This window comes from Rhizobium ruizarguesonis, from assembly GCF_012349115.1.
In the GTDB taxonomy this organism is placed as follows: domain Bacteria; phylum Pseudomonadota; class Alphaproteobacteria; order Rhizobiales; family Rhizobiaceae; genus Rhizobium; species Rhizobium ruizarguesonis.
This window is the reverse complement of sequence record NZ_PQIG01000104.1, coordinates 13,803-38,518: the sequence shown is the minus strand read 5'-3', so window position 1 is coordinate 38,518 and position 24,716 is coordinate 13,803. Positions and strand designations below refer to the sequence as shown.

Sequence of the window (24,716 nt, the reverse complement as noted above, 5' to 3'; positions counted from 1 at the left end):
CCACGCGACCATTTGCAGTCTCGATCGCCACTTCCACGGACGCGCTTGTATTCTTCATGGCTATGCATTGGGCATTCCCGTGGTTCCGCAGGGCAAACCCTGACGTGTCCTCGGCGATTTGCCAGTCGATGAGGCTGCAAAACGCAGCCTCAGCGACTTTACCATTGGCGGAGGGGTGACAAGCACGGTGACAGATCATTGGAACATCTTAATTTTCGGAGGCAACGATGGTCTTAGATTGGCTGGCCGGTCAGCGCTGCAACCGAGTGATGCAGATGACTTTCGGTTGGGTCATGTCTTCGTAAGCGAAGCGCACGCCTTCGCGCCCCATGCTGCCGTATTTGAAACCTCCAAAGGGCATCGCGTCGAATCGGTAGTCGGATGACTGATTGATCATTATACCCCCGGCATCGATCCTCTTGGCGGCATCGAGGGCATCGGCGAGATCGTTGGTAAAGATCCCCGCATGCAGGCTATATTCCGGGTTGTTTGCCAGTTGTATTGCCTCATCCAATTCGTCGAACGGCTGCAGGATGACAACCGGTGCGAAGACTTCCTCATTCAACACGTCGCACGTCGCCGGCACATTCTCGAGGATGGTCGGAGGATAGAGTGTACCGGAGGGCTTGTGGCCGCAAAGCAGCGCCGCGCCGGCAGCGATCGCACGCTCGACCATGGAAGCGGCGCGGTCGACCGCCTTTTCGGTGATCATCGGACCCATGTCAGTGTCAGCTTCCATCGGGTCGCCGGTTCTCAGCTCGAGGGTCTGAGTCACGAACGCGGCCTTGAACCGCTCATAGATCGGGCGCTGGACTAGAATCCTCTGAGTGCCGATACAGTTCTGACCCGCCGCCCAGAAGGCGCCTGACACACAATCTTCAACAGCGGCGTCAACATCGCTGTTTTCCATCACGATAACTGGTGCATTTCCACCGAGATCCATCGCGAGTTTCTTGATACCGGCGGATTTTGCGATGGCCTCGCCGGTTGCAAAGCCGCCTGTGAAGGAGATCATTCGAACCTCATTTGCCGAAACGAGCGCCTTGCCCAAGTCGGCGCCGCCGACAGCGACCGTGAGGACTTCTCCCGGCAGACCGCTTTCGATCAACACGTCCGCCAGCTTGATGGCCGAGAGAGGGGTAAGCTCGGAAGGCTTCAGGAGTATTGCATTGCCGCCGGCGATGGCGGGGCCGAGCTTGTGGGCCACGAGATTAAGCGGATCATTATAAGGCGTGATCGCCGTGATGATGCCCAGTGGCTCTCGGGTATACCAGCCTTGACGGGATTCCGATCCGGCATAGGCGTCAAAGGGAATGACTTCGCCGGCGTTTCGCTTGGCCTCTTCCGCCGAGAGCTTCAAAGTGTTGACACAGCGTGTCACCTCCTTGCGCGCCTGGGTGATTGTCTTCCCGGCCTCCCGCACGATCAGGAGCGCAAATTCCTCCTTGCGGGCTTCAACGGTCGCTGCAGCCTTATCGAGAATTGCGGAGCGCTGGTGGCGGGGAAGCAATCGGGCGATCTGCGCGCCACGATTGGCGCGCTCAAGCAGCAGGTTTACCGCGCTCGCACTAGTCTCGGAGACCACACCGACCAAGCTGCCATCGAATGGATTGCTGACCAAGATCTCTGCTGGAGATGTCTTTTTGCACAGGGCGAAGCTTGCCATCACGCAGCCTCCTTCCCAAGGCTGCCAGACCGGGCATTATGGATGGCGACAATGTCGGACAGCAGCGCATAGGCGGTCTCGGTCCGGCCGGCGCCTGGACCCGTGACAGTGACAGAGCCCAGCAGTTCGGTGTTCAGCGAGACTGCGTTGGTAGCGCCGTTGACACCGGCGAGCGGATGCTCGCGCGGCAGCTGTTTCGGAGCAACGCTGCCGGTTATCGTCCCGTCGGCATTGCGAACGGCCGATCCGATCAACTTCCAACGGCTGTTGACCTTTGCCGCCGCTTCGATGTCGGAAGGAGAAAGCTTGGAAATGCCTTCGCAGGAGATTTCCTCCGGCTTGAGGTTTGCTCCCAGCAGCTCGTTTGCGAGGATCACCACCTTGAGGCGGACGTCGAAACCTTCGACGTCGGCTGTCGGATCGGCTTCGGCAAAACCGAGTGCCTGCGCTTCCGCGACGGCGCTGGCAAAGTCGAGACCGTTCTCCATGCGGCCGAGGACGAAGTTTGACGTACCATTCAGAATTCCTTCAAACCCTTTCATCTCCGCGCCCGCGAGGGTCTTCTCCGCCATGCGGATGACGGGGGTGCCGCTCATGACGGAGCCTTCATATTCGAAATGAACGTTGTTTGCCTTCGCAAGAGCCTTTAGCTCCTGAGCGGCGATTGCGACTGGCCCCTTGTTGGTGGTGACGACATGTTTGCCAGACTTAAGGGCCCAGCGGCAGTGCGAAACAGCCGGCTCGCCGTCCTTGGGGTTTGTAAATGTTGCTTCCACGACGATGTCGACAGGCGCTGTCTTGATGATCATCTCGTTATCGGCTTCCGCGCTACCCCCAGAAAGCCGGCCAAAACCGCCCTTTGCGAAATTCGCGTCAACGAGTGTCTTGGCGTCAAGGCCGTTCGGCGAAATTACGGAACCGAGATAAAGATCGCTGACAGCAACGATGTTCAGGCGGAAACCGAGATCCCGTTCCCACAGAGTGTTCTTCGTCGCGATGAGTTCGGCCAACGCGCGGTTGACGCCACCAAATCCGATTAGAGCAATGTTGTAGATTTTCACGTGGTACCCTCCGGTGAAGCGATGTGTGCGCATATCATCGGATGCGGATCGCTCAGTCGGAACGGCGCAAACAGACCAATCTGCCGTGCATTTTGCTCATTCAGCCGCCGTCTTGCCGTGCCGTCCCATTCCGCGTGAGAACTCGAACGGATAAGATGGTCCAGCCGAGGAAAGCCGATTTGGCTTCAGGCGCAATCCGTCAAAATGGCAGCTGTGTTTCAGCCCGAGTGACGCGTCTGGGGCCGATTTCCGTGGGAGTCAAAAAACATCAGGAGAACTGATCAAAGTCGATCGGAACTGAAAAGCCCGTCTTGACCCGGTCCATGACAACCATTGTCTTGAAACCTTTGATATCGGGATTTTCATAGAAGAACTTGCGGGTAAAGACCTCATAGTCCTCCATGCTTTGAGCAGTGACAATCAGGACGAAGTCCGCGTCTCCCGTTACATAATAGCCGTTCATGACTTCCGGCATCTGCCGTATCGATTGCTTGAAGCGGTCAACAATGTCTGCTCTTTCGCGCTCGAGCGTCACCAGCACAAGCATCGCGATGGGCCGCCCGACGAATTTGTGTTTCACAATCGACACGTCGGCCTCGATCACACCCGCCTCACGCAGCCGCTTGAGGCGGCGCTGCACCGCAGTGGCCGATAGACCAACCATCGCGCCGAGTTCTTCGCTGCTGTGCTTGTTGTGATTTTGCACAATGCTGAGCAGGCGAGCATCAAGGCGGTCAAGCTGCATGGGAAAATCCGCATAATTTCATCGTTTTGCCGCCCCAAAAAGCAGGATTTCTTCGTGAGATCAATATTTATCGGGAAATGCGGCGTTCGAATGGCCTTACGCTTCATTTTGCAAGGGAGTGAGGCGACGAAAAAAGTTCAAGCGGAGGATGACAGTGCGACATACTCGGGGCGGCGATCTTGCTCCTGACCACAGGAAATACGGTGCGTTTGTCTTGACGGCCGCATGAGGAAATAACGATGACCAATATCGCTGAATTAGCAGACATGGACCGTAGGACAGTTCTGCACCCGTTCACCTACCTCAAGGATTACGCGGCGGGCGAGACTGAACCTACCATCGTCGAGACTGGAAAAGGCGTTCGTATCCGGGACGCGTCCGGCCGGGAATATCTCGACGGGTTTGCAGGCCTCTATTGCGTCAATGTCGGCTACGGCCGCACCGAAGTTGCCGAGGCGATCGCCCGTCAGGCCTACAAGCTTGCCTATTATCATTCCTACGCCGCGCACACGACGGAGGAGCTCGCACGTCTTTCCGACCGACTGGTGCGAATGGCGCCCGGCAACATGTCGAAGGTCTTCTACGGGCTGTCAGGTTCGGATGCGAATGAGACGCAGGCAAAAATCGTCTGGTATTACAACAATCTTCGCGGAAAACCGCAGAAGAAGAAGATCATCTCGCGCGAGCGTGGCTATCATGGGTGTTCAGTGGTTTCCGGCTCCATGACGGGCCTGAGCTTCTACCACGATCACATGGATCTGCCGGTTTCGGGAATTCTGCGCACCGGCGTCCCGCATTTCTATCGTGGTGCGATGCCTGGCGAGACCGAAGAAACCTTTTCACAGCGCCGCGCCGAAGAGCTGGAAGCGCTTATTCTCGCCGAGGGGCCGGACACTATCGGCGCCTTCATAGCGGAGCCGGTCCTTGGGACGGGGGGCATTATACCGCCGCCGGCGGGATACTGGACGAAAATCCAGGCTGTGCTGAAGAAATACGACGTGCTGCTGATTGCCGACGAGGTGGTCTGCGGGTTTGGCCGCACCGGCGCCATGTTCGGTTCGGATCTTTATGGCATCGAGCCCGATCTGGTCACCGTCGCCAAGGGCTTGACGTCTGCCTATGTGCCGCTGTCGGCTGCGATCATTTCGCAGAAAGTCTATGAGGTTATGGAGGAAGCGACGCCTCGGGTGGGATCCTTCTCACACGGCTACACCTATTCCGGCCATCCGATCGGCGCAGCGGCCGCAAACGCAGTCCTTGATATCGTTGAGCGGGAGAACCTGGCGGGCCAGTCCGCGACCAAAGGCGCGTATCTTCTGCAACGGCTGAGGGCAGAATTCGATCAGAATCCGATCGTCGGCGAAGTCCGTGGTGTCGGCATGCTGGCGGCCATCGAGTTCGTCTCCGACCGCGGCGCCAAGTCCTCGTTCGATCCGGGTCTCAAAGTCGGAGCGCGTATTTCCCAAGCGGCCCGCAATCGCAACCTGATTGCCAGGGCGATGCCACACGGGGACATCTTGGGCTTTGCTCCGCCGTTGGTCATGACGGAAGCCGAAATCGACGAAATGGTCGCGATCGCGAAAGCCGCGGTCGACGAGGTGATGAAGGAATTGGACGCTCAAGGCGCAGTGGCGGGATAGTGGATGACCAATTGGCTGGAAAGTTTTCACGCATGAGCGAGGTCCTGAAGGTCCACGAACTCACCAAGTTGTTCGGATCCACGAAGGTGTTGGATGGCATCAGCTTTCGCATGTGCGAAGGTGAGGTCATTTCCCTGATCGGATCATCTGGGTGTGGAAAAAGCACCGCCCTTCGCTGCATCAACTTCCTGGAGACGCCGACCTCCGGGCAGATCGAGTTCATGGGCCAGGCGATCTCCGTCAATCGCAAAGAGGGTGGCGAAAGCGAGATCGTCAACGCTTCCTATATCAGAGCGTTTCGCCAGCGGATCGGCATGGTGTTTCAGAACTTCAACCTCTGGCCCCACCGTACGGTCCTCGGCAACGTGACAGAGGCCCTGATCTATGTGCTGAGCATGAGCAAAAGGGAGGCCGAAGAGGTTGCGTTGTCCGCCTTGTCGAAGGTTGGCATGGCAAATTTCGCAGAGCGCTACCCACATCAGTTATCTGGTGGGCAGCAGCAACGGGTCGCCTTTGCACGAGTGCTGGCGATGCGACCGAAATTGATGTTGTGCGATGAGCCAACCTCCGCACTCGACCCGGAACTCGTCGGGGAAGTGCTGAAGGTTATCAGAACACTGGCCGAAGAGGGTGCCACAATCCTCCTCGTCACACACGAAATGCGGTTCGCACGCGACGTATCGAACCGGATGATATTCCTGCAAGAGGGCCGCCTTGAGCAGGATGACACGCCGACAGAACTGCTTCGAAATCCCGCGACAGAAGGGGTCAAGCGGTTCCTGTCAGGCGTTATGCCGGCCTGCGCCTAGAGGCATCGGGCCACAACAACAACGATAAAAGGGTAACAGACATGATCATCAGCAAAATCATCAAGTCAGCGCTGGCAACCAGCCTGCTCGTCTCCGCTCTGGCCACGGCCGCTTCGGCTAAGGACGGGGTCCTGCGCATCGGCACGGAGGGCGATGCGCCGAAGTTCAGCATGGCTGATCCGAACGGAAACGTCACCGGTTTTGACGCGGACATCGCCAATGGTATCTGCGCCGAGCTCAAGTTAAAGTGTGAGTTTGTTGTGCAGACGTTCAGTTCGCTTGTCCCGTCCATGGACACCGATCGGTTCGACGTCATTATATCCGGCCTCGGGATTACCGCCGAGCGCCAGAAAAAGATCGACTATTCCATCCCCTATGCGACAACCCCTCTCTATTTCGTCGTTGCGAAGGATTCTCCGCTCGCCGGTCTCAAGAGCCTGGCCGAAATTGAAAAGGCCATTGAAGGCAAAAGCGTCGGCGTCGTCACCGGCACGACCTACGCCAAATTCATTGAAAAGCGGATGCCAAGCGTTGATCTGAAGACATACGACGCTGTCACTCAGCAAACTGCCGACCTTGCAAGCGGCCGTATCGACGTCGCTTTCGGAGATTCGCCGACCTGGATGGATTTTTTTCCAACGACCGATGGCGCAAACTTCACCAAGATCGACGTGAAGATCATGGCCATGGATGACCCGGACGTTCTTGGACACGGGATGGGCGTTGGGATGCGCAAGGGCAACACGGAACTACAGGCGAAGGTGGACGCCGCGCTTTGCAAGATGATCAATGATGGCAAAGTGAAAGAAGCCTCGATGCATTGGTTCCAGGACGACTACACCATTCCCTGCAAGAAGTGATCTTTGACGATGAGACCTGTCTTGGTCTGGTCCAAGGCAGGTCATTGGGATGGTGTCCATGCTAGCTGATTTCTGGATATTGATGGTGGAGCGAGGCTGGGCGCTTGCTCTGCTGCGGGGAAGTGCCATCACGATCGTGATCGGTCTTCTCGGAATGTCTTTGGGTTTCGTTATTGCCACCCCATTGGCTGTCTTGCGCTGGCAGAAAGTCACCGTGGTTTCGCAATTGGTCGATGCTTATAGCATCGTCGTTCGTGGTGTTCCGGGGCTGCTGGTCATCTACCTGCTGTTTTTCGGGTCCGTCGACTGGGTCAAAACCATCACGACCGCTTTCGGCTATCAGGACTCGGTTGACAATGCCTACCCTTATATCATCGGCGTGATCGCCATAGCCGCAATCTCGTGTGCCTATTCCATCGAGGTGATCCGCGGTGCACTTCAGGCGGTGCCGCATGGTCTGCTTGAAGCCGCGCGGTCGCTTGCCTTGCCAGGCACGGTCACGTTTTTCCGCATCACTTTTCCGCTGGCTTTGCGTCTGGCGCTCGGAGGGATCAACAACGTCTGGCAGATGACGATCAAGGACACGTCCCTGATCTCGGTTGTCGGGCTGCAGGAACTGATGAGAACGGCGGCGGTCGCAGCCGGGATCACGCGTTCTCCTCTCCTCTTTTATTGCATCGCCGCGGCGTTGTTCTTCGGTATGACAGCGGTCAGCCAAAGCCTGTTCTCCAGGGCGGAACGTGCGCTGAATCGCGGCTTCGGAGGGCGATGACATGGATCTCGAGATTGTCAAATATGCCGTTCCCTTTTTGCTGGTTGGCGCCAAGACGACATTGCTGATTGCCCTGTTCGGAATTGGCTTCGGATTCCCGTTTGGTATCGCTGTCGGTCTTGGCCGCGGCTCGAAGAACAGGACCTTGCGCAATATCTGCGATACCTACTGCGCGATTTTCCGCGGGACACCGATGTTGGTGCAGATATTCGTCATTTACTACGGACTGGCGCAGGTAAGCTTCGTCCGTCACAACCCGGCGTTATGGTGGATGATTGGTGATGGATTGCACGCGGCGATCCTCGCCGTCGTGCTGAACACCGGCGCCTACACCGGTGAAATTTTCCGGACGGGTTTCCTCTCTCTTCCCAAGGGGCTTATCGAGGCGGCCGAAGCCTGTGGCATGTCCCCCTGGCATGTCTTCACACGAGTGAAGTTTCCGCTGGCATTGCGCCAAGCTCTGCCTGCCTACAGCAGCGAGGCGGCCATTATCGTCAAGGAATCGAGCCTCGCATCGACAATCACTGTCCTGGAAGTTACCGGATATGCCAAGAGGTTGATGAGCGAGACTTTCGCGATCATGGACATCTTCATCATCACCGCAGCCCTCTATCTCGCCATGAACGTCGTTGCTCTAACGGCATTAAAACTTCTCGAACGACGCTTGTTGCTCGTCCGATAATCACCTTCAGAAAGGGAATAGCATGTCCAATCTCACCTTCGTCGATCAGAACAATCTTCCTGAACCGCGGAAGGGTCAGCCAGCGCCTGACAGACTTGTCGAGGGCAACCCGCAGTTCCTGAGCTGGGACATCGCACAGACAACTGATGGTGTTGTTCGCTCCGGCGTATGGGAAGCAACACCCGGCGCATACCGCTCGATCAAGGGCGAAACCTTCGAATTTTGTGTCATTCTTTCGGGGGTTTCCGAACTGATCGAGGACGGCTGTGAGCCGCGGCGCATCGTGGCCGGCGACGCTTTCGCCATGCATCCGGGTTTCGTTGGAACCTGGCGGGTCATCGAAACGACGCGCAAGCTCTGGGTCTCCCGAGACTAAGGCATCACCAACTCAAGTCATCTTTCCGGAACCTGCCCGCTCATGACCCAAGCTCAACGACATCCGATCAAGTCAACGCCCTACTGGTGGGAGGACTGCCGCTTGCCGTCCCTGCCAGTTCGAGACGTCGAAAAGACATGTGATGTGGCGATCGTTGGCGGCGGGTATACCGGTTTGTCGGCTGCACTCGAACTTGCCCGTGCCGGCAAGCATGTCCAGCTGTTCGACCGCCAGGCTCTAGGCCAGGCGGCATCGAGCCGAAATGGAGGCATGGCCAGCGGAAGTATCCGTCCCGGGCGCAAGGATCTCATCAAGCGGTTCGGGCAGGAAAGGGCACAAGCCATTCTCCTGGAAGGCAAGGCGGCCCGAGAGGATCTCTGGCGCTTCCTGAGAGATGAAGAGATCGACTGCGATTTCTTCCTGTCGGGCGTCTTCAGCGGCGCCATGACGCCCGATGAGGCCGATGAACTCCGTCGTCAAGCCGACTTCCTGCAACGGAACCTCGGCGTCGAGGCATATCCGGTAGAAAGGGCCGACGTCCGGAAGTTCATCGGGACAGACCTTTATATCGGAGGGTTTGTACGTAAGGATGTTGGCGGTCTGCAGCCGGCCAAACTGCTCGCGGCGATGATCGCCCTGGTAAGCACATCGAACGCGGTCATTCATGAAAATACCGCGGTCCTTGGCTCGGTCAACGAGGCTGGTGGCGTGCGAGTTCAAACCGAGCGTGGCAATGTCTTCGCCAGCAAGCTTCTTGTCTGCACCGACGGCTACACCGACGGTTTCGACCCGTGGCTGCGTCGACGCCTTGTTCCTGTCCGCAGCAGGATCATTGCAACCGAAGCGCTGGATAAAGAGATGATGGATCTGCTGATGCCGCCACGCATGATGTATGGCGACATGCGTAAGCTCAGCTACTATTATCGGCCGTCGCACGATGGTTCCCGAATCTTGTTTGGCGGGCGCGATGGCACGACCGAGGGAGATCCGGCAGCTCCGACTGGGCATCTGCAAACCGAACTTGCAAGGCTTTTCCCGGAACTCGCGGGGATAAGCATTACGCATAGCTGGTTCGGCTATGTGGCCATGAACCGCGACATGATCCCTCGCATGTTCTCGCGGGGGAATACGGTCTATGCGACCGGCTATTGCGGCTCCGGCGTCGTATGGGCCAGATGGCTAGGCAAGAAGGCTGCGTTCAAGATCCTGGGCGACGCGGAACAGTCGCGCTCCGCATTCGATTTCGACGCGGCTCCCAGGGCCGTGCCATTCTTTAACGGCAAACCCTGGTTCATTCCCATTGTTTACTCGCTGTATGAGCGTCACGACAGAAAGACGCTGCGCCGTCGCCAGAAAGGCTGAGGTGCAGAGCGTAGCACAGCGGATCACGGATAGTGGGGCCGAGTTTCAAGTGAAAAACATGATTAGCCTGGAAACAATCGAGCAAGCGCGCGAGCGCATTGTTGAGCATATCCGCGGCACGCCTCTGGTGAGTTCGGCGGCATTGTCCGAACTGGTCGGGACGCAGGTCAGCCTGAAGCTGGAGCATCACCAGTTGACCGGAAGCTTCAAGCTTCGAGGGGCGACCAATGCCGTTCTGCAGCTCAGCCAGTCCGCGCGCGATCGAGGCATTGTTGCGGCTTCCACCGGCAATCACGGACGCGCGCTGTCCTACGCCGCTCGGGCGATGGGCGCCCGCGCGACCATTTGCATGTCGCGACTTGTGCCTGAAAACAAGGTGTCTGAAATCCGCCGGCTAGGGGCATCCGTGCGGATCGTCGGGTCTTCGCAAGATGATGGGCAAGAGGAGGTTGATCGGCTGGTCGCGGAGGAAGGCCTCAGCATGATCCCGCCCTTCGACCACGCCTGGATCATCGCCGGCCAGGCTACCCTCGGTCTTGAAATCGTCCAGGCGATGCCTCAAGTCGCGGCGGTTCTTGTTCCCCTGTCGGGCGGCGGTTTGGCAGCAGGTGTCGCGGCGGCCGTCAAGGCGGTGCGGCCGGAGGCCAAGGTGATCGGCATTACCATGGAGCGGGGAGCGGCGATGAAGGCCAGCATTGATGCGGGCCACCCGGTCCAGGTCGAAGAGCATCGAAGCTTCGCCGATTCGCTCGGTGGCGGCATCGGATTGGCTAACGTCTGGACGTTCCAAATGTGCAAAATCCTTCTCGACGACGTGGTACTGGTCAGCGAGAGTGAAATAGCGGCCGGCATACGCCACGCTTATGAATATGAGCGTCAGATAGTCGAGGGTGCTGGCGCGGTCGGTATTGCTGCGCTGCTCTCAGGGAAATTGGCGCACGTTGAAGGCCCGATCGCGGCAATCCTTTCGGGCGGAAACATCGACATGGCGTTGCACAGGAACGTGGTCAACGGGCTCAATACGATTGGTGAGGGAAGCTAATGCCGACAATACGAATATTGACTGAGTCGGAGCTCAGGTCGATCGTACCGCTCGACATCGATGCGGTGAATTGTGTTGAAAATGCCTTCCGCGCGCTGGCGATGGAGAATGCAGTTAAAATGCCGCCGATTCTGCGTCTCGACGTCCCTGACAGCAGGGGCGAAGTCGATGTGAAGACGGCGTATATTCGGGGCGTAAGCGGCTTTGCCATCAAGATCAGTCCCGGCTTCTTCGACAATCCGAAGATCGGGCTACCGAGCACCAATGGGATGATGGTTTTGCTTTCGAGTAAAACCGGCCTGGTACAGGCTCTTTTGCTGGATAACGGCTATCTCACCGATGTTCGCACGGCTGCCGCCGGCGCTGTTGCGGCAAACCATCTGGCGCAGAAGGATGCGTCGATCGTGACGGTCTTCGGAGCAGGCGTTCAGGCGAGGCTGCAACTTGAAGCCCTCATGTTGGTGAGGCCGGTTCGAGAGATCCGTGTTTGGGCGCGTGATCCTCACAAGGCACAGTCGCTCGTCGAACAATTCGCCGGCAAACGAAACCTCTCAGTTTCCGCGTTTGACGATCCTAAAAAGGTAATCGCCGGGTCCCAGATCATCGTCACGACCACACCAGCGAACCGGCCAATTGTCGATGCTTCTTGGCTTGAACCTGGGCAGCATCTGACAGCTATGGGTTCGGATGCGGAACATAAGAATGAAATCGACCCGATGGCCATCGCCCGCGCAGATGTTTATGTGGCCGACAGCCTCAAACAAACGCGGAGACTGGGTGAACTCCACCATGCCATTGAAGCCGGCCTAGTCTCGGGCGATACGGAGTTTGCGGAACTGGGCCAGATTGTCACAGGCACCAAGACGGGCCGCAATAGTGTCTCGGAGATCACAATTGCCGATCTTACGGGAACCGGTGTTCAGGACACGGCCATTGCCACGCTTGCGTTTGCGCACGCCGAAGCGCACGGCGCGGGGACGCTTTTCGAAAGTTGATGGCAGGCGATCTTTGCCAGCCGAGCGCCCCTGATATGGGGGCGTTGAGAAATGCAGTCCGGCGACAGAACGTGTTGGCCGAGCATCCTTTGCTCGTGCCCGGCCGTTTTTTCGAGCGGCATCCGCAGTTTCTCGGTTGGATACGCTTGAGGATGTCGGCTCGGAAAATTGATGCAACGCGTTGCTAGCGTCTCTGTAAGCGGCCCGGCCCTTACTGACATTGGAATTATCAACCGACTGCAAAACAAATGTCGGCATGACGTCTGCGTGTTGTCACCGACCGATAGCAGCTGTGGCTTTGTCGCATTAATGCTGCCACCGACCATGAAATGCTGGTGCGCTCGGGGTTCCGTCAACGAACTTAGCCCTATCACCGCATCCCCAGTCTTGGAGCATGGAAAATAATCTGCGCAACCAATTTGATCTATATTGACACCAATCTCGAAACCAATTGTATATTGATCGCATGACGATCCTGATTGGTAGCGAATGGTGGTGAACGTGAAAACAACTCCAACACTTGAAACAACCCGTGTTGCTCCATCGCAGGCGGCTGCTGTAGCATGCGATGCTCCCAGCCAACTGTTCATCGGCGGCCAATGGGTCGCCGCGAAAGGCGGCCGGACCTTTGATGTGATCGATCCCTCGACTGCTGATGCAATCGCCACCGTCTGTGACGCCGACATCCCGGACGCAATGGCGGCCGTCGACGCGGCGGAAAAGGCGGCTGCGGCCTGGAAAGCAACTCCGCCGCGCCGGCGCTCGGACGTTCTGATGAAGTGTTTTCACCTTCTCCTCGAACAGGCAGAATGGCTGGCGCGACTGATCACAGTTGAAAATGGCAAGGCACTTGCCGACGCAAGATCGGAAGTCGCCTACGCGGCCGAGTTTTTCCGCTGGTATGCCGAAGAGGCGGTAAGATCTCCCGGTGAATTCGGACCTGCACCTTCCGGCGCGAACCAGATCATCGTGAGCCATGAGCCGATTGGTATTGCCGTATTGGTAACGCCTTGGAACTTTCCGGCAGCAATGGCTACGCGCAAAATTGCTCCCGCGTTGGCCGCGGGTTGTACTTGCATCCTGAAACCCGCAGCCGAGACCCCTCTTACGGCGCTGGCGATCGGAGAACTCATGCGACAGGCAGGTGTTCCCGCCGGGGTGGTCAACATCGTTACCACGAAGAAAGCAGGCCCTGTGGTCAGCGCCATGCTGCATGACAAGCGGGTACGGAAGCTGTCGTTCACCGGCTCGACAGGCGTTGGCAGGATCCTGCTGCGCGAGGCGGCGGACCAAGTCGTCAGTTGTTCAATGGAACTGGGCGGCAATGCGCCTTTCATCGTGTTCGATGATGCCGATCTGGAAACCGCTGTCGCCGGCGCAATGATCGCCAAGATGCGCAACGGCGGTGAGGCTTGTACAGCCGCGAACCGCTTCTACGTGCAAAAGAGGATTCTGGCTGACTTCACGCGTCGTTTCGCGGAAGAGATGGCCGCACTCAAAGTAGGACCAGGCCTGGCCGCGGATAAGCAGCTTGGCCCACTGATCACCGAAGCCGCGGTGGCCAAGGTCGAGCGCCTGGTAGACGACGCTATCGCCAAGGGAGCCCACCTGGTTACCGGTGGCAGCAGATTGAGCGGTGAGGGCTTCTATTATCTACCGACCGTCCTCGCCAACGTCTCTGCCGATGCTGAGATACTTCGAGAAGAAATCTTCGGTCCGGTCGCGCCAATCATCGCGTTCGATACTGAAGACGAGGTCGTCGAACTAGCCAACGACACCGAATATGGATTGGTATCCTACGTCTTTAGCCGGGACCTCAAGCGCGCGCTCGCAGTCGCTGGCAGGCTGGAAAGCGGCATGGTGGGAATTAACCGAGGTGTCGTTTCCGACGCTGCCGCGCCGTTCGGCGGCATGAAACAGAGCGGCCTCGGACGCGAAGGCAGCCACCACGGCATGCTCGAGTATCTCGAAACGAAATACATCGCCGCCGCTTGGTAGGGGCCCGATCAACGCAGGTACGTTTCGCTATGCCATGGTAATGGCGTGGGGAAGTCAAGCCGGCTCAAAGCCATCCAAAGGTGATGCGGGTGGCTGAAGCCAGACCTAGGAGAGATAAATGTCGCTACTGAAAACCATCGACCCGAATCCATTGTTCGAGCCGAAGCATAAAACTGCAGAGCCGGATCGCCTCATCGCGGGCAGCCCCGCGTTCAAGACATGGTTGCAGGACACCGCCAAGGACGGCACAGTCAATACCGGCGTCTTCGAGGCCACGCCCGGCGAAACGCACTCCATCAAGGGTGAGACTTTTGAATTTTGCCATCTCGTCCACGGTGTCATCGAACTGACCGAGAAGGGAAAGGAGCCTGTCACATATCGTGCAGGCGACAGCTTCGTGATGAAGCCCGGCTATGTCGGCGTTTGGAAGACCATAGAGACGGTGCGAAAAATCTTCGTCACCGTCACCTGATCACGGGACTCTCGGCGACGGGGCGGAAACGGAGCAATCCGGCAGGCAAGGCCTTCAGATGCTTCCACCCGAAACTGGATGGGCGGTTTATCCGCCCATGCCGACTTCCAAACTCGAAGGCCTATATGCCAAGCTTGTCGCGGTTCGGCCTAGACGTCAATCTTACGCCCCTGTGCCACCAAAACCCGCCGCTGTTCTTTCGAGGTGAGCGCAGAGACCCACGAAATGGATGAACTCATGCAAACGGAATCCGTCGTTCTTGCGCCTTTCGAGGCTCACCATCTGGATGATGCGGTGGCGCTTTCGCGTGCGGCGGGCTGGGCTCACAGGAGAGAAGACTGGGTAATGATATGGTCGCTGAGCCAGGGGCGCGTTGCACTCGCTGGCGACCGGGTCGTGGGAACAGCTCTCATGACTCCCTTCGGAGACACTTGCTCAGCCATCAACATGATCATTGTCGACGAAAGCCAGCGCGGCCGGGGATTGGGAAGAAAATTGACCACCGCCGTGTTGGAACTCGCCGGCGATCGCCAATGCCGTTTGACGGCGACGAGTGACGGCTTGCCGCTTTACGAAAAGCTGGGCTTTGTTGCGACGCATCAGATCGTCCGCCACCAAGGCATCGTCAATCGCATCGATGCTTCTGAAAATGTTGAGTGGGTCGGGCCCGACGCCCTGCCGGCAATCAAAGCGCTCGATCGTGCGGCGTTCGGCGCCTCCCGCGAGGCATTAAACGATGTCCTGTCGAAGGAGGGAAGGTTCGCGGTCATTCGGAACGATGATCGTATCGTCGCATTCGCGTCGACGCGGTTGTTCGGAAAGGGCGAAGTGGTCGGGCCGGTCGTTGCGGAAAACTTCGAACAGGCGAGGGACTTGCTCGCATTCATCCTCTCAGGCAAGGAGGGTCGCTTCGTACGGATCGACATCCCTGAACAGACGGGCCTTTCGTCGTCGCTCAAGGGGTGGGGGCTACCTCAAGCGGATGGAGTCGTTGCGATGGTTCGAGGTGCTGCGGGCCACCCTCAAACACCAGCGGTTCAGACTTTCTGCCTGGCCAGCCAGGCTATCGGCTGACTTGGTCGGGCGGAAGTCCGTTGATTGCACGTCCATTGTCTCTGGGCGAAACATAATAATCATGTCTGTACTCCGAGGTGATCGCGAGTGGCGATCACCTCTCCGCATTGTATATCTCGGCAAGGTCGCATAGATCCCAGTTTCCGCCAGACAACACGACACAAACTTTTTCGTCGGGCTCGACATCTATGGCGCCCGCCAACAGCGCTCCCACGCCGATGGATGCGGCGGGTTCAGCAATGAGTTTCGCGTCCTTGGCAAGAGCGCGCATCCCGGCAATGATATGCTCGTCTTCAACAAGAACAATCTCGTCCACATACTTTTCGATAATCGGAAAAGGATTCTGGCCCGGAACGCTTATCCTCAGCCCATCCGCAATAGTGTTCTTCAAGGGAAGCGATGTGCGCTCCTTGTTTATACGGCTCTGAAAATACTTCGGCGTCAGGGCGGGTTCCGCCCCAATGACGCGCACTGATGGTTTCGATTCTTTGATGGCAGTCGCGATTCCCGAGATTAGCCCGCCGCCGCCAATGGGAACAATGACCGTATCTACATCGGCGAGATCCTGCAGTATTTCACAGCCGATCGTGCCCTGGCCGGCCATCACGACGGGGTCCTCGAAAGCGTGAACAGCTGCGTATTTGTTTTCTTCAGCGATTTCATACACCCTTTTCCACCTGGCGGCGGTGTCGCCATCGAAAAGAATGACTTCTGCCCCGAGTGCCTTTGTGTTTTCAATTTTAATTTTGGGCGTGGTGACCGGAAGCACCAAAATTGCTTTTACGCCGAGCAACCTGGCAGCATAGGCAATCCCTTGGGCATGATTGCCCGACGACGTTGCGATGATGCCGTTCGCGATCTCTTCCCGCGATAGCGAGAGAGCCTTGTTCAGGGCACCGCGAATTTTGAATGCACCCGTAATCTGCAGGGTTTCCGGCTTGAGATAGAGCTGACAACCAGCGGCGCTTTCCATCTTTTCCGCGCGCAATAGCGGCGTGTGCCTGATGTGCGGTTTCAGCCGTTCCTGAGCTTCACGAATGTCTTGAATGGTGGGGTAGTTGCGCATGGTCATCACTCAAAAAACTGGAAGAAAGCGCCGACGTTGTTGGCTATTGCGTTCTGATAGATTTTGTTGGCTGTCGTATTGTCTTGTATGGCCATCCCCGTGGAGTCAAAAATAGTGATTTCGTCATCATTTTCTCGTCCCGGCTTCCTCCCCAACAATACCTCGCCGATTTCGCCGTGGATGTCGTCCTTGGTAATGATGTTTTTATTCAGCGGGTGCCAAGTCTCGCCCTTTTCCGTGCATTGTGAAAGCGAGTCGACGATGATTTTGGCATTTCGGAAAAGTTCCGGATCCAGCTCCTGTTTGCCGCGTTGATCCGTGCCGATCGCAACGATGTGTGTACCGGTTTTTACCCATTCCGCTTCCACAAGCGACCCTTTCCCTCGGGTCGTTGTGATCAAGATGTCGGCCCGCTCGACCGCCTCCTTCTTCGAGCTTGCGACGGTGACGGGAATGCCGAATTCGCGCTCGATGTCCGCCTTGTATTTGGAACTTGTTTCGTAGGTGCTATCCCAGGCGTGGATCTCTTCGATCTTCAAGATCTCGTTGATCGCACGGATTTGCATTCTTGCCTGATTGCCTGTGCCGATCGACGCAATCGTCCTGGCGTTCTTTCTCGCCAGTGCTTTGACGGAGACGGCTCCCGCCGCCCCGGTTCTGAGGCCAGTGATCAAGCTACCATCCATGATACAAATCAACGCACAGCTCTTTGCATCAAACAGGAGAATGGTGCCCATGCTGTTCGGCACGCCGTGTTCTACCGGGTTGTTGGTGAACCCTCCGGAATGCGCCTTCATAGAGATGATTTCAGCGACCTTATAATAGCCAAGCTTGAAGTCGATCTCGCCACGCCGGGAGGGCAGATGAATCCCGATATAGTCGGGCTGTTCCACCTGAGCGCTGCTGAAGGCCTTGTAAGCCTCTTCGACCGCGCCAATGACCTCCGTCATGCCGATAAGCCGTCCTACGTCATTCTTCTTGAGCAGCAGCGTTTTCATGCGTGACCTCTCTATTTCAATTCATCGGATGCCTCGGCGCATCACGACCTGATCTGCACTAATCATATTGGGCCCGCTGTATTTCTATTGGCCGTATCCGCGGGGCCTCAAGCAGATTGTTTTATATCGCATGGCGATTTTGGCAGAGAGTACCGGCATGCGCTTTCGAAGCTTGGGCGGTGTGTTGGAACTATCCCGCCACCGCGGATCACTGTGACCCGGCACTCACAAGGGGAAATGATGTTTCCCTCCAGCATTTTGTGCTGATGTTCCGCAATCTCCGGGCAATTCGGATGCGAGCGCCGGGCTATGATTGGTCATAACTTAAACAGCTCCCCGCAAAGCAAGGACGAAGCGCATGACCACTTTCCGCCCGAAATACATCACGTTCGATTGCCACGGCACGCTGATCAACTTTCAGATGGCGGAGGCGGCACGCGATCTCTACGCCGAGCGTATGAGCGAGCAGAAAATGCTGCAGTTCATCGCCGACTTCTCTGCGTACCGGCTTGATGAAGTCATGGCCGACTGGAAGCCCTATGCGGAGGTCGTGCATAACGCATTGGCGAGGACCTGCAAACGCAATGGCATCCAGTTCAAGAACGAAGACGCGCAGATGGTTTACGAACGCGTTCCCACTTGGGGCCCGCATCCCGACGTTCCGGCCGGTCTTGCCAAGGTGGCAAAGGAAATTCCGCTGGTCATCCTGTCGAATGCAATGAACTCCCAGATCATGTCTAACGTCGAGAAGCTCGGCGCGCCTTTCCACGCGGTTTACACCGCCGAAGAGGCTCAGGCCTATAAGCCGCACTTCCGGGCCTTCGAATATATGCTCGATATGCTTGGCTGCGGACCGGAGGACATACTGCATTGCTCTTCTTCGTTTCGTTACGATCTTATGTCCGCGCACGACCTTGGGATCAAGAACAAGGTCTGGGTCAATCGCGGTCACGAGCCGGCCAATCCCTATTACGGCTACACCGAGATTGCCGGCATCTCTGACTTGCCGGGCGTTGTCGGGCTTTAAGGAAGCCCGAATACATCTGAAAATCTCTCTGCCACCGGTCCGACAGCGAACCTCGGTTTGCCGGAGGGTAAAGGGCCGAGGGCATTGCGGTGCCGCCGTGTTCGGCGGCGCGTTCATGGATCCCGGCAGGGGCGAGGTAACAATGCCGGGGCCAGGACAATCGTGCTGAAGGCGGGGACAGTGGTTCCAGCGCCTTCAGTAGCATCGCCATCCTTCACGGAGGTTGGCCGCAGCGGACTGGATGCCATGCGGACGGTCGTTTTTGACCATTGCCGTCCGGCTCCAAACAGTGCGAGGGTCTCAATCGTGGGTGCTTGTAACGATACGGTTCCAGACGACGGCGCGGGTCATCTCGACGGCAACCAGTCGTTCGGCGAGCCATTCACCGAAGCATATTTCAGGGGCGCTGCCGCTATTCTGGGGACTAAGCCGAGCCCTGCCGATGCGCACGTGTCCGGTGAGCTGCTACTGCGCCACTACGGTTTGACGGGGACGATCAGGGTTCTGTCCTCGGAAGTGGAATGTACCGCCGAGGTCACTCTGTTGAGCGGCGATCGGTTGATCCTCAAAACGTCAGCGCGGCCGGAAGGACGAGACAGTTTCCGCTTCCAGGTTGCGGCCCTTGCAGGGCTGGAAGGCGCTTCCGGTTTCGCAGCACCTCATCTGCTGCGTACCGGCGCCGGTACGCTGATGTTCGAAGAGGAGGAGATTTGCGGCTACCTGCAGACCCGACTTTCAGGGGTGCCGCTGCACCAGGTGAACGCAACTCCGGACGTCCGCTACCGGGTCGGCCAGGCGCTTGGCAGGCTCAGTTTGGCGCTCGAGCCTCTGAAGCTGCCCGCCATGCATCGCCCGGTACTTTGGCATGTCGGATGCTGGCCGAGGCTATTGGAACTGGAGGAGCATCTGCAATCAGAGCCTGTCGCGGCCTCAGTGCGTCTTGCCATGGGCAATTATGTCGAGCTCATCAAGCCGCAACTGCGCGAGGTAGCATGGCAGGTCACGCACAATGACCCCAGCCCTTTCAACACGCTCCTGGCCGGTCAGGGTATCGCGTTCATCGATTTCGGCGATGGCTGCTGGGGTCCTCGGATTCAGGATCTCGTGGTTGCTGCAAGCCACTTGGTAACCGACCCATCTTTGGCTCTCGGCGGCTCAGAAAATCTCATCGCCGGCTATACTTCGGTGGCTCCGCTTTCCACGCTTGAGGCGAAACTGCTGGTCGGACTGATGAAGGCGCGCCAAAGCGCCCTCATCCTCATCAACTACTGGAGAGCCGAGCTGTTTCCGGCCGAGGCGGCATATATCAAGAAAAACGTGGCCAGGGCCGAACGCGGGCTCTCTATCCTATCGGCGTTAAGCGTAGGGGAGGCCGATGTGGCTGTGCGTCGCGCAGGACCTTAGCCCGGCCGCACTTAAACGTTGCGTCACTCGCCTTGGTCATCAGGACGGTAAGCCGCGACCTTCTCGCGGATGGAAACTTAAGCAGGATCAAAGCTATGTCCACAGATCTCATGCCCAACCGCTTCACCCCCGGGGAAGCCACAATTCCCCCCCGGGAGTCTGAGCTGATCGCCCGGCGCGACAGCGTATTGGGAGCTTCCTACAGGCTCCAATATCGCCGGCCGGTTCATTTCGTTCGGGGCGAGGGCATGTGGCTCTTCGATCCGGACGGACGTCCCTATCTCGATTTCTACAACAACGTGCCCTCTCTCGGGCATTGTCACCCAGAGATCAACGCTGCCATGGCAGAACAAGCCAGCCGAATTAGCGCAAACACGCGCTATCTTGAACCGAGGCTAGTCGACTATGCCGAACGGCTTGTGGCCACCTTTCCCCAGGAACTGAACCGCGTTGTCTTTACCTGCACGGGGAGCGAATCGAACGACCTGGCACTCAGGATTGCAAGGCTGGCCAGCGGCAGCGAGGGCGTGATCGTCTCTTCCCATGCCTATCACGGCACCAGTACGGCCACCGCGATGGTGTCGCCTAATCTGGGCGATGCCATCAAGCTCAGCCCTGCCGTGCGCATGGTGTCGTTGCACGGTCCCTCGGGCATACCCGAGCGGCAAGCTGCGGCGTTCTTTGAAGAACAGGTTCGCTCCGCAATCGCTGATTTGAACCGGCGTGGGATAGGCATCGCGGCCCTTCTCATCGACACGATTTTCTCCAGCGACGGCGTCTGGGTTGACCCTCCTGGCTTCATCGCCGATGGAGTTAAAGCGGTGCGGGAAGCAGGTGGCCTCGTGATTGCCGATGAAGTTCAGCCAGGATTTGGACGGACGGGCACACACATGTGGGGTTTTGAGCGTCACGAAGTAGTGCCTGACCTCGTCACTCTCGGCAAGCCTATGGGCAATGGATTTCCAATCGGCGCGGTTGTTGGTCGCAAGGCACCGATGGCTCGCTTTGGCGCGACTGCCCGGTACTCAAACACTTTCGGCGGCAATACCGTCGGGATCGCGGCTGCTGACGCCGTCCTGACCATTTTGCACAGAGATCGCATCCCCGAGCATGCGCATGCCATGGGCGAACGCCTGAAAATGGGGTTGGAGCATCTTGCTAAGCTGCACGGCGGTATCCGCGGCATTCGAAATGCCGGTCTGTTCTTCGGCATCGACATCGGGCTGGATGGAACGGGAGAGGCCAGCCGGCGTGCCATGGCATTGGAGATTGTAAACCTGGTGCGTGAAGATGGCGTTCTTATCAGCACGACTGGCGCCAACGAGGATACGCTGAAAGTTCGGCCGCCACTGATTTGTCAGGAGGAGCACGTGGATCGGTTTCTCGAAGCCATGGAGTCCGCGCTCAGGAAGGTCGTTGCGTAGGTGTAACATCGACCGCCTCGGCAGCCGACCCGGATCGTTCCATTTATCACCGAAAGCTAAGTCCATGAAACTCGACCGGACAGACATCAAGATCCTGCACGTGCTGCAGCAGAATGGTCGAATGACCAATGTGGAGCTTGCTGAGGTTGTCAACCTATCGCCGAGCCCCTGCCTCATGCGCGTCAAGAAGCTGCAGCAGGAGGGCTATATCGAAGGCTACACGGCGCAGATCAATGTCGCCAAGTTGGGGCAGGCGCTATTGGTGTTTACTGAGGTCACGCTGAAGAACCACCGGCAGACCGATTTTGCGCGCTTCCTCGCCGCTATCGAGAAGATCGAGCAACTCATCGAGTGTCATGTGATCTCGGGCGGCTACGACTATCTCTTGAAATTCGTGACTACCGGCATAGGCGAATATCAGGAGATCATGGAGCGGCTGATTGAGCTGGACGTCGGTATTGACAAGTATTTCAGCTACGTCGTGCTGAAATCGCCGATCCGCAGGGCGCAACTGCCGCTGACGAAACTGTTTCAACCATAGGCTCCGATAAACTCCTCGCCCTTTCTTCGGGCGATCCAATCTCTAGAGACAAGGCGCGCCACCATGAAGTTCTTATCCTACTGGCACGACACTGCTCCGGCTTTTGCCGGGGCCGAAGAGGGTCCGATCGATGGCCATTACGATGTCGCCGTGGTCGGCGGCGGCTTCACCGGTCTTGGCGCCGCCCGGCAGCTCGCAAAGGCAGGTGCCAAAGTCGTCGTTCTGGAAGCCGAGGCGGTGGGTTGGGGCGCCTCCGGCCGCAATGGCGGTCACTTGAACAACGGACTTGCGCATAGCTATCTGGCGGCAAAGGCGGAGCTTGGCAAGGAGCGCGCGATTGCGCTTTACAAGGCGCTGGACGACTCGATCGACACGATCGAGGCTCTAATCCAAGACGAGAGAATTGATTGCAGCTTCCGCCGCACCGGTAAGCTGAAGCTCGCCTCCAAGCCCCAGCATTTCCAAGCGATCGCGCGCAACTTCGAAGCCGTGCACGCCGAAGTCGATCCGGACACGGCGTTGCTAAGCGCAGACGACCTGAAGCAGGAAATCGGCTCGCCCTTCCACGGCGCGATGCTCTCGAAGAAGAGCGCGATGATGCATATGGGTCGCTACGTCATAGGGCTCGCCGAGGCAGCGAAGCGTCACGGCGCGACGATCTTCGAGAACGCGGCCGTCACGGGCCATCGGCAGGCGGACCGCCGTCATCATCTGAAAACCGGCCGCGGCAGCGTCACCGCCGATGCGGTGCTTATTGCCACCGGCGCCTATACCCCCTCGACCTTCGGCTATTTTCGGCGCCGGATCATTGCGGTAGGCAGCTTCATCATTGCCACGCGGCCGCTGACCGAAGCGGAGATCGCGGCGACGATGCCCGGCAACCGCACCTGCGTCACATCGAAGAACATCGGCAACTATTTTCGGCTCTCGCCCGACGACCGGCTTATCTTCGGAGGCCGCGCGCGCTTCTCGGCAACTTCCGACCACGGGTCGGACCCTAAGATCGCAGCGACCCTAAAGGCAAGCCTCGCAGAAATCTTCCCGCAACTCGCCAGTGTCGAGATCGACTATTGCTGGGGCGGGCTCGTCGACATAACCAAGGATCGGTTCCCGCGCGCCGGCTGTCATGACGGCGTCTGGTACGCCATGGGTTACTCCGGCCATGGCGCCCAGCTTTCGACCCATCTCGGAATGCTGGTCGCCGACGCGATCCTCGGCCGGCCTGACCGCAATCCGATGAAGGGGCTCGAATGGCCGGCCGTCCCGGGGCACTTCGGAACCCCCTGGTTCCTGCCGCTGGTCGGCATGTATTACAAGATGCTGGACAGCGTCGGCTAGGGACTTCTTGTCCTACCCTCGTCGTCCGCCATGATCAGAGCCCGCCGACCTCGACTCGGGAGCCGTCAAAGAAGCGCGACAGCCGGAAGGGCGTGGGATCAACGCAAGGCCTATCGTTAGCAACCAGATCAGCGGCGAGGCGGCCGATGCCCGGGCCAATGCCAAAGCCATGGCCGGAACCGCCCGCGGCCAAATAAAGGCCGCTCACATGATCAGACGCCGAGACAACGGGTACTGCGTCCGGTGTGCAATCCACATACGCGCCCCAACTGTCAGCGATTTCGATACCCGCAAGCGCCGGGAACTGCTCGGTGACGCCCTTCAGGATAGCGGCGATTGTCCGGCGGCTCGGTCTTGGATCGAGAACACGGATTTGCTCGAAAGGCGAAGGCGTATCCTTGTTCCAGCTCGCCAAAGCTTCCGGTCCATGGAACATGGACTTGCCAACGCCAATCTGGACCGCTTTCAGTCGCTTCAGAAACATCGGCATGAACCAGCGCGCGTAGCGCAGGCCCTGTGGCGTGATATCCAACGTCGCCCTACCGCTGATAGCAAGCGTGTAACTGCCGTCCAACCTGCGGGTCAGCGAGCACTCAGGCGTATAGATCGCCTCTCCGAGATTGGTTGTGGGTCGTGTACGAATTGCAGTCTGGCGCACGCATGCCTGCGGGAACTGCACGCCGTACTGGCGACAGAACAAGGAGGTCCACGCACCGCCGGCGTTCAGAACGGCCTGCGACCTGATGATCCCTTTTTCGGTGATGATCCCAGCAACTGCACCATTGACGATATCGAGACCCCGTGCAGCGCATTCCTGGTGGATAGTCGCTCCCAACTTGCGGGCACCATTCGCGATGGTCGGCGCTGCAATGGAGGGTTCGCCTTTGCCATCATCGACTGAATGCACGCCGCCGATCCAGCGGCGGCCTTGCGCGGGAATTCTGTCATGCGCTTCCCGGGCAGTTAGCATCCTGGTATTGACGTTGAATTGCCGGGCAAGATCAAGCCATTGTTCCCATTCCGCCAGCTGTTGCGGGTTGTCCGTCGCATAGAACAGACCGCATTGGCGGAAGCCGACGTCTTCCTCGATTTTGGCTGCGAACTGGTCCCACGCCTGCATGGAAATTCCCGAGAGCGGCAGTTCGCGCTCATCGCGGTTCTGCCGGCGGCACCAGCCCCAGTTTCGGCTGGACTGCTCACCGCCGATATAGCCCTTCTCGACCAAGGCAACAGAGAGCCCCCGCTCTGCGAGAAAAAATGCCGCCGACGCACCGATAATGCCGCCACCGATGACGACGACGTCGGCCTTCGCGGGAAGCTCTTGATCGCTCTGTATGCTTTTGAGAAGTGGTGACATCGTGGCT

The 24,716-nt window shown here is 58.1% G+C and carries 23 protein-coding genes; 17 read left to right on the top strand and 6 right to left on the bottom strand.

Annotation, left to right across the window (positions count from 1 at the left end; genetic code table 11):
• Positions 1-250: 250 nt before the first annotated feature.
• The 3 genes from C3Y91_RS28330 to C3Y91_RS28320 form a co-directional block, all read right to left on the bottom strand.
• The gene (locus tag C3Y91_RS28330; protein ID WP_018068412.1) at positions 251-1,666 is read right to left on the bottom strand and encodes an aldehyde dehydrogenase family protein; all 1,416 of its coding nucleotides are present in this window, start codon (positions 1,664-1,666) and stop codon (positions 251-253) included.
• Positions 1,666-2,727, bottom strand: coding sequence for a homoserine dehydrogenase (locus C3Y91_RS28325; protein ID WP_163861809.1), 1,062 nt, complete (start codon positions 2,725-2,727; stop codon positions 1,666-1,668). The genes C3Y91_RS28330 and C3Y91_RS28325 overlap by 1 nt, the downstream gene beginning before the upstream one ends.
• 268 nt (positions 2,728-2,995) lie before the next feature.
• On the bottom strand, positions 2,996-3,472 hold the full coding sequence (locus C3Y91_RS28320; protein ID WP_018068414.1) for an Lrp/AsnC family transcriptional regulator: 477 nt from the start codon (positions 3,470-3,472) through the stop codon (positions 2,996-2,998).
• A 239-nt stretch (positions 3,473-3,711) separates the two neighbouring features.
• Here C3Y91_RS28320 and C3Y91_RS28315 point away from each other — a divergent pair, with 239 nt between their 5' ends.
• The 12 genes from C3Y91_RS28315 to C3Y91_RS28260 all read left to right on the top strand — a co-directional run bounded on the left by C3Y91_RS28315 (position 3,712) and on the right by C3Y91_RS28260 (position 15,554).
• Positions 3,712-5,112, top strand: coding sequence for an aspartate aminotransferase family protein (locus tag C3Y91_RS28315; RefSeq protein ID WP_168576092.1), 1,401 nt, complete (start codon positions 3,712-3,714; stop codon positions 5,110-5,112).
• 32 nt (positions 5,113-5,144) lie between these two features.
• Positions 5,145-5,921, top strand: coding sequence for an amino acid ABC transporter ATP-binding protein (locus tag C3Y91_RS28310; RefSeq protein ID WP_168576091.1), 777 nt, complete (start codon positions 5,145-5,147; stop codon positions 5,919-5,921).
• Positions 5,922-5,962: 41 nt separating this feature from the next.
• The gene (locus tag C3Y91_RS28305) at positions 5,963-6,781 is read left to right on the top strand and encodes a transporter substrate-binding domain-containing protein (protein WP_018068417.1); all 819 of its coding nucleotides are present in this window, start codon (positions 5,963-5,965) and stop codon (positions 6,779-6,781) included.
• Between the two features lie 58 nt (positions 6,782-6,839).
• A complete protein-coding gene (locus C3Y91_RS28300) occupies positions 6,840-7,553 on the top strand; it encodes an ABC transporter permease subunit (protein ID WP_026170621.1) in 714 nt (237 codons plus the stop codon).
• Between the two features lies 1 nt (position 7,554).
• A complete protein-coding gene (locus C3Y91_RS28295) occupies positions 7,555-8,235 on the top strand; it encodes an ABC transporter permease subunit (protein WP_018068419.1) in 681 nt (226 codons plus the stop codon).
• A 22-nt stretch (positions 8,236-8,257) separates the two neighbouring features.
• Positions 8,258-8,611: a cupin domain-containing protein gene (locus C3Y91_RS28290; protein WP_018068420.1), complete on the top strand. Its 354-nt coding sequence runs from the start codon at positions 8,258-8,260 to the stop codon at positions 8,609-8,611.
• A gap of 42 nt (positions 8,612-8,653) precedes the next feature.
• On the top strand, positions 8,654-9,973 hold the full coding sequence (locus tag C3Y91_RS28285; RefSeq protein WP_026170622.1) for an NAD(P)/FAD-dependent oxidoreductase: 1,320 nt from the start codon (positions 8,654-8,656) through the stop codon (positions 9,971-9,973).
• 58 nt (positions 9,974-10,031) lie between these two features.
• Positions 10,032-11,015, top strand: coding sequence for a hydroxyectoine utilization dehydratase EutB (eutB, locus tag C3Y91_RS28280; RefSeq protein ID WP_168576094.1), 984 nt, complete (start codon positions 10,032-10,034; stop codon positions 11,013-11,015).
• A complete protein-coding gene (gene eutC, locus C3Y91_RS28275; protein WP_024323569.1) occupies positions 11,015-12,010 on the top strand; it encodes an ectoine utilization protein EutC in 996 nt (331 codons plus the stop codon). The genes eutB and eutC overlap by 1 nt, the downstream gene beginning before the upstream one ends.
• Before the next feature lie 489 nt (positions 12,011-12,499).
• Complete coding sequence (locus C3Y91_RS28270; protein ID WP_029768303.1) at positions 12,500-14,008, top strand: NAD-dependent succinate-semialdehyde dehydrogenase; 1,509 nt, start codon at positions 12,500-12,502, stop codon at positions 14,006-14,008.
• Positions 14,009-14,126: 118 nt separating this feature from the next.
• A complete protein-coding gene (locus tag C3Y91_RS28265) occupies positions 14,127-14,480 on the top strand; it encodes a cupin domain-containing protein (protein WP_018068425.1) in 354 nt (117 codons plus the stop codon).
• A gap of 237 nt (positions 14,481-14,717) precedes the next feature.
• Positions 14,718-15,554 (top strand): GNAT family N-acetyltransferase, encoded by an 837-nt coding sequence (locus C3Y91_RS28260; RefSeq protein ID WP_020397317.1) that lies wholly within the window; start codon positions 14,718-14,720, stop codon positions 15,552-15,554.
• Positions 15,555-15,648: 94 nt separating this feature from the next.
• Here the strand turns inward: C3Y91_RS28260 and C3Y91_RS28255 are convergent, their stop codons facing one another.
• Together C3Y91_RS28255 and C3Y91_RS28250 are read right to left on the bottom strand one after the other, a co-directional pair.
• Positions 15,649-16,626: a threonine/serine dehydratase family protein gene (locus tag C3Y91_RS28255; protein WP_172643717.1), complete on the bottom strand. Its 978-nt coding sequence runs from the start codon at positions 16,624-16,626 to the stop codon at positions 15,649-15,651.
• Entirely contained in the window at positions 16,626-17,618 is a 993-nt protein-coding gene (locus tag C3Y91_RS28250; protein ID WP_018068428.1) for an ornithine cyclodeaminase family protein, read from the bottom strand. Before C3Y91_RS28250 ends, C3Y91_RS28255 begins: the two co-directional genes overlap by 1 nt.
• A 358-nt stretch (positions 17,619-17,976) precedes the next feature.
• Here C3Y91_RS28250 and C3Y91_RS28245 point away from each other — a divergent pair, with 358 nt between their 5' ends.
• The 5 genes from C3Y91_RS28245 (at position 17,977) to C3Y91_RS28225 (ending at position 23,352) form a co-directional block, all read left to right on the top strand.
• Positions 17,977-18,645: a haloacid dehalogenase type II gene (locus C3Y91_RS28245; protein WP_018068429.1), complete on the top strand. Its 669-nt coding sequence runs from the start codon at positions 17,977-17,979 to the stop codon at positions 18,643-18,645.
• A 246-nt stretch (positions 18,646-18,891) separates the two neighbouring features.
• Positions 18,892-20,049 carry a phosphotransferase enzyme family protein gene (locus tag C3Y91_RS28240; protein WP_168576090.1) on the top strand — a complete coding sequence of 386 codons (1,158 nt, stop codon included), beginning with the start codon at positions 18,892-18,894 and terminating at the stop codon, positions 20,047-20,049.
• 95 nt (positions 20,050-20,144) lie between these two features.
• Entirely contained in the window at positions 20,145-21,473 is a 1,329-nt protein-coding gene (locus C3Y91_RS28235; RefSeq protein ID WP_130676708.1) for an aspartate aminotransferase family protein, read from the top strand.
• 64 nt (positions 21,474-21,537) lie between these two features.
• A complete protein-coding gene (locus C3Y91_RS28230) occupies positions 21,538-22,014 on the top strand; it encodes an Lrp/AsnC family transcriptional regulator (RefSeq protein WP_018068432.1) in 477 nt (158 codons plus the stop codon).
• Positions 22,015-22,077: 63 nt separating this feature from the next.
• On the top strand, positions 22,078-23,352 hold the full coding sequence (locus C3Y91_RS28225) for an NAD(P)/FAD-dependent oxidoreductase (RefSeq protein WP_018068433.1): 1,275 nt from the start codon (positions 22,078-22,080) through the stop codon (positions 23,350-23,352).
• A 34-nt stretch (positions 23,353-23,386) separates the two neighbouring features.
• Here the strand turns inward: C3Y91_RS28225 and C3Y91_RS28220 are convergent, their stop codons facing one another.
• On the bottom strand, positions 23,387-24,709 hold the full coding sequence (locus tag C3Y91_RS28220; RefSeq protein WP_018068434.1) for an NAD(P)/FAD-dependent oxidoreductase: 1,323 nt from the start codon (positions 24,707-24,709) through the stop codon (positions 23,387-23,389).
• Positions 24,710-24,716 lie beyond the last annotated feature (7 nt).